3 protein-coding genes are annotated in these 3,251 nt (G+C 46.8%); all 3 read left to right on the top strand.

Going from position 1 to position 3,251, the window contains the following annotated elements:
* Nucleotides 1–214: 214 nt before the first annotated feature.
* On the top strand, nt 215–964 hold the full coding sequence (locus tag QZY09_RS09180) for a DUF1080 domain-containing protein (RefSeq protein ID WP_295671433.1): 750 nt from the start codon (nt 215–217) through the stop codon (nt 962–964).
* An 11-nt stretch (nt 965–975) separates the two neighbouring features.
* The gene (locus tag QZY09_RS09175; RefSeq protein WP_295671430.1) at nt 976–2,499 is read left to right on the top strand and encodes a Gfo/Idh/MocA family oxidoreductase; all 1,524 of its coding nucleotides are present in this window, start codon (nt 976–978) and stop codon (nt 2,497–2,499) included.
* Between the two features lie 140 nt (nt 2,500–2,639).
* The coding region (locus QZY09_RS09170) for an MFS transporter (RefSeq protein WP_295671427.1) at nt 2,640–3,251 on the top strand (612 nt) is incomplete at its 3' end.

The raw sequence follows: 3,251 nt of genomic DNA, 5'->3' as shown, positions 1-3,251 counted from the left end.
GGAGACGAGAACGCAAAGATCGCAGAGGCAAATATTATTTGGTAACCTTTTGATACAATTGACTTTTGCAACAGCCTCTACGTTATTTCCTCTCCAAAATAAATCTTATTGGGAAGTTCAATAAATATCCATAATTTTAGTGAACCATTATAAACCCGTTTGGCTTCAATTGAATGCCTTGCGGACTAATTTCTTTTTATAACCAAATTAACTAATGATGATGACTAAAAAATTGTTCCTCAACGGCGTTCGCCTTGTTGCGGGCTGCTTGCTTGTTGTTTTATGTTTCGGTGTAAGCGCTTTCAAATTTGCCGGACACCCAGCGGTGGCTTCTGCCTCCGTAAAAATCAAAAATGCAGTAGCTGACAGTGGCTGGCGACAGCTTTTTAACGGGAAAGACCTGGACGGATGGAAACAGGTTGGTCCGGGCTCCCGCTATGTTGAAAACGGACTAACCGGCAGCCATGGCGGAATGGGCCTTTGCTATTGGACGAAAGAAAAGTTTGGCGATTGCGTGATCCGTATTGTTTATAAAATGCAAAAGGAAAACAGCAACTCCGGTTTTTTCATCCGAATACCGATTGAACCGCGCGAGGCCTGGATGCCTGTGTTTTATGGGTATGAAGTACAGATAGACAACCATCCGGAAACTTCCGGCGAAGACGACTACCACGTTACCGGTACTTTATATTCGCTGACAAAACCACATGCCAAACCTGGTAAACCCGGCCCGCAATGGAACGTGATGGAAATAACGCTTGACGGCGCGCGTACAATTGTTAAAGTAAACGGCGAACTGGTGACCGATTATACCGAAGGCGACCCTACCCCCGAACGTAAGTTTGATTTCGAACCATTCCGCGGTTTAAGGCCAAATTATGGTTATATCGGGATGCAGAACCATGGCGATGATGACATTGTATTTTTTAAAACGGTTGAGGTAAGGCCGCTTCACCTTCAATAAATTAAATTGACATGGAAGAAAATAAAAACGAAACACCGAAAAACACGATAAGCCGTGGGGATTTCATCAAAAAATCAGCGCTGGCAACAGCAGGCTTTTATATAGTGCCACGCTTTGTTTTAGGCGGAAAAGGTTATACAGCACCAAGTGATAAACTATATATCGCGGCGGTAGGTACCGGGGGCGAGGCCGAAAATGACATCCACCATTATGCTACCGCGCCAAAAAAGAATGCCGAAATTGCTTTTTTGTGCGATGTGGACGAGCGCCCGGGCATGCAGCGGATGAAGGAATTTCCAAAAGCGAAATTTTACCACGACTGGCGCGAAATGTTTGACAAAGAGCATAAGAATTTCGACGCGGTTACTGTGGCTATTCCTGATCATAACCACGCCATCGTTGGCCATAGCGCCATGCAGATGAAGAAACATTTATACCTGCAAAAACCTTTAACCCATGATATTTACGAGGCCCGTGTATTAACCGAAGCCGCAAAAAAATACCAGGTAGTTACCCAAATGGGCGACCAGGGTGCCTCATGCGATGGCATGCGCACCATGCGCGAATGGTTTGAAGCCGGCCTGATCGGCGAGATCCAAAAAGTATATTGCTGGACCGACAGGCCCGTGTGGCCGCAGGGAATTTCCTGGCCTGCAGCAAAGCCACCCGTACCTAAAGAACTGAAATGGGATTTGTGGCTGGGAACCGCCAACTACGTGGATTACATTGATAACCTGGTGCCGTTTAACTGGCGCGGTTGGTGGCAATTTGGTACAGGTGCTTTAGGTGATATGGGCTGTCACATTATGGGGCCGCCATTTAAATTACTTGAACTGGGTTACCCTACAGAAATATCAGGTAGTGCCAGCACCGTTTATACAGGCATCTTTAAAGAGGGTATATTCCCTGAAAGCGGTCCGGTTTCCAGCTCCATTAAATTCAACTTCACCCTGAAAAATGGCAAACCGCTTGATTTGTACTGGATGGATGGCGGCATTACGCCTGAGCGCCTGGCAGAGCTGGATCCGGACGTGAATATGAACGAGGCCTTGGGCGATATCCCGAGTGAAAATGATTTTGAAGGATGTACGCTGTTTATTGGCACCAAAGGAAAAGTATCCTGCGGGTGGGGGGGCAGCCACCCCAGGTTATTGCCGCTATCGCTGAACAAAGATGTGCATGTGCCTGAAAAATATCCGCGTATTGAACGCGGTATGGATGGGCACTGGTGGCAATGGGTTGATGCCGCGATAGCAGGTTATGGTAAAATGGAGGTGGATTCGCCATTTGAAGGCTATGCCGGCCCGCTTACCGAGACCGTGCTGCTGGGTAACCTGTTGCTGCGGAGCTTTGATATCCAGGAAAAAATAAAACGGAACGACCCTGTATATGGCCAAATGGAAGGCTTGAAATTCAGTGGGCGGTACACCGGGTTAAAATGGGATGGCGCCAATATGCGCGTAACCAATTACGAGCCGGCCAACCAGTTTATCCGCCGCAGCTACCGCGAAGGCTGGGGCGACCTGAAACTATAAATTTTTTAACCCGGTGGTTTCTCATTAATCACCGGGTTATATTTTAAAGGGCTCTATTATCAATCGCATAAGCTGACACGGATCAAACAATCTAAATTCGTGATATTCGTTTCAATTCGTGAAATTCGTGCACTATAATTATGCCCGTAGAAAAGCTCCCCTTTAAAAAACAAATTGCCTATGCCTGCGGGATGATCGGCTGGAGCATCATGACGAATATTATCATCGTGATGCTGCCCTATTTTTATTTGCCGCCGTCCAGTTCAGGATTGATACCGCTGGTGCCACAGTTCCTGGTTTTTGGGGTGCTGAATATCATGTCGATTATTGCGGCCTCAGGCCGGCTGGTAGATGCTGTTTATGATCCTTTTATTGCCTCGATGAGTGATAAAAGCGGACATCGCAAAGGGCGGCGCATTCCATTTATGAAATGGGCCATATTGCCCGCTGTACTTTTTTGCGGCCTTACCTTTTGCCCCTTGGTTAGGGGGGAAAGTATGCATAACGCTTTCTGGATCGCCATTACCTTAATAGGTTTTTTTATGGGCGCTACTACCTATATCATCCCCTATAACGCCTTGCTGCCCGAACTCACCGATACGGCTGCTGAAAAAGTTAAATTATCATCTTTTCAGCAGGTGGGTTTTGTTATCGGCATTATCATCAGCGCGCTGGTTAATAACTTTGCCGACCTGGTGCAACATATTTTTGACGTTTCGGACCGAGATTCAGCTGTTCAATATACCATTTGG

Origin of the sequence: uncultured Mucilaginibacter sp. (assembly GCF_903913935.1) — a bacterium.
Lineage (GTDB): Bacteria > Bacteroidota > Bacteroidia > Sphingobacteriales > Sphingobacteriaceae > Mucilaginibacter.
This window is presented reverse-complemented; position numbering and strand designations above follow the sequence as displayed.

Bases quoted from the DNA above. Each gene is read 5' to 3' on its own strand.
- QZY09_RS09180 (WP_295671433.1), top strand. From the start codon at position 215: ATGATGATGACTAAAAAATTGTTCCTCAACGGCGTTCGCCTTGTTGCG.
- QZY09_RS09175 (WP_295671430.1), top strand. From the start codon at position 976: ATGGAAGAAAATAAAAACGAAACACCGAAAAACACGATAAGCCGTGGG.